This is a genomic window from Synechococcus sp. CCY9201 (assembly GCF_034931105.1).
Lineage (GTDB): Bacteria > Cyanobacteriota > Cyanobacteriia > PCC-6307 > Cyanobiaceae > CBW1002.
Genome location: NZ_JAYGIC010000047.1, coordinates 1 through 1,652, shown reverse-complemented (window position 1 = coordinate 1,652; position 1,652 = coordinate 1). Strand labels below are relative to the sequence as shown.

Here is a 1,652-nt window from a genome sequence, read left to right as displayed (position 1 = left end):
CCTGCCAGGCGCGGCGCCCCTGCTCCATCAAGGCCTCGCAGCGGGCGGCGGCCTGTTCGGCCAGCTCGGTGGCGCCGGCAGCGCGGGCCCGCGTGATCCGCTCCTGCCACTGGCGAATCTCACCGGCCAGCCGCAGCAGCTCCTGGCGCCGCTGCTCAGCCTGAGCCTGCAGGCTGCGCCGCCGCTTCTGCAGCTCAAGCTGGCGGTCGCGGGCCTCCTGCTCGGCCAGCAGGGCGTCCTGCTCGGGGTTGGCCTGCAGGAAAGCCTCCAGCTGCTGCTCCAGCCGTGCCTCCAGCTCTTCGAACCAGCTGCTAGCCATGCGTCTGGTCTCAGGCCTCGGTGGGTTCGGCAGCGGCTGCCGGGGGTGACTCCCCGGGGGCGCGGGTGATCAAGGGCGCCTCGATTTCCTCCTGCAGCGGCGTGATCGCCGCTTCCCGGGAGCGGAGCAGCAGCTGGGTGAGCCGCGCCACGGCCCCCTCCCCCAGCTCGACGCGGCCGATCCGATCGAAGGCCTGGTGGTAGAGCCCCTCCAGTTCTTCGATCAGCCCTTCGCGCACCTGGCGCATCGCCGCCCGTTGTTCGTCCCGGCTCATGGCTGCTCCTGGAGGCTCATCGCCCCACCGTTGTCGCTGGTTCCGAGTCTGCCTGCACCAGCAGGTGCAGGGACAGGTCGTTGGCCGGATCGCTCCAACGGCGGGTGCCCCGCCAGCCGGCGTCGGCCGCCAGCGCCGCGAACGCCTCAGGCGTGTACTTGTGGCTGTATTCGGTGATCAGCGGCTCCCCGGCAGCGAACGGCCAGCTGGATCCGGCCAGCTGCACCATCTGCTCCCGCCGGCTTACCAGCGCCATGGCGATGCGGCTGTGCTGCGGCTGCCAGCGGGCCTGGTATCGGAACTGGGTGGGGTCGAAGCTGCCCTGCAGATCCCGATTGAGCCGGGCCAGCAAGTTGAAGGCGAAGGCGGCCGAGACCCCCGCCGCGTCGTCGTAGGCGGCCTCCAGCCGCTGCGGTGCCTTGGGCTGATCGATGCCGATCAGCAGGCGACCGCTCGGGCCCAGCAGCCGGGCGAACTGGCGCAGCAGGGCGCGGGCCTCCTCCGGATCGAAGTTGCCCAGGGAGCTGCCCGGGTAGAAGCCCAGCAACGGCTGACCTTCCAGCAGGGGATGGGCGGGCAGCTGCTCCAGCTGGCTGTAGTCGCAGCAGATGCCCAGCACCGGCACGGGCGGATGGCGCCGTTGCAGGGCGTCGCAGGCGTCGGCCAGGTGGTCGGCGCTGATGTCGAGGGCCACGTAGGCGGCCGGCCGCAGGGCGTTCAGCAACGGACCCACCTTGCGGGCGTTACCGGCGCCGAATTCCACCAGCACGCCGGCGCCCAGGGCCGCCGCCAGCTGCGGCGCCATGTCTTCCAGAAGGGCTGTCTCGGTGCGGGTGAGGCTGTATTCCGGCTGGGCGCCGATCGCCTCGAACAGCCGCGAACCCTCGGCGTCGTAGAGCAGCCAGGCGGGCAGCTGCCGCGGCTTGCGGGCCATGCCCTGGCGCACCAGGCGGGCCATGTCGGCCGGCTGCGGATGGAGGTCGATGAAGCGGCGGCTGCAGTCCGGCTGACGCTGCTCGAGGTGGGCCCTCATGCCGCCTCCCCGGCCCGCATGGCGCC

Annotated in this window: 2 protein-coding genes and 1 pseudogene; all 3 read right to left on the bottom strand. The window is 72.0% G+C overall.

All coding sequences use genetic code 11. The features are described 5' to 3' along the window. Positions 1-319: pseudogene (locus tag VB716_RS04590) on the bottom strand (hypothetical protein); the annotation flags it as partial. Between the two features lie 10 nt (positions 320-329). Then, the gene (locus tag VB716_RS04585) at positions 330-593 is read right to left on the bottom strand and encodes a hercynine metabolism small protein (RefSeq protein ID WP_323246511.1); all 264 of its coding nucleotides are present in this window, start codon (positions 591-593) and stop codon (positions 330-332) included. Between the two features lie 16 nt (positions 594-609). Further along, the gene (gene egtD, locus VB716_RS04580; protein ID WP_197157626.1) at positions 610-1,626 is read right to left on the bottom strand and encodes an L-histidine N(alpha)-methyltransferase; all 1,017 of its coding nucleotides are present in this window, start codon (positions 1,624-1,626) and stop codon (positions 610-612) included. Positions 1,627-1,652 lie beyond the last annotated feature (26 nt).

Bases quoted from the DNA above. Each gene is read 5' to 3' on its own strand.
- VB716_RS04585 (WP_323246511.1), bottom strand. From the start codon at position 593: ATGAGCCGGGACGAACAACGGGCGGCGATGCGCCAGGTGCGCGAAGGG.
- egtD (WP_197157626.1), bottom strand. From the start codon at position 1,626: ATGAGGGCCCACCTCGAGCAGCGTCAGCCGGACTGCAGCCGCCGCTTC.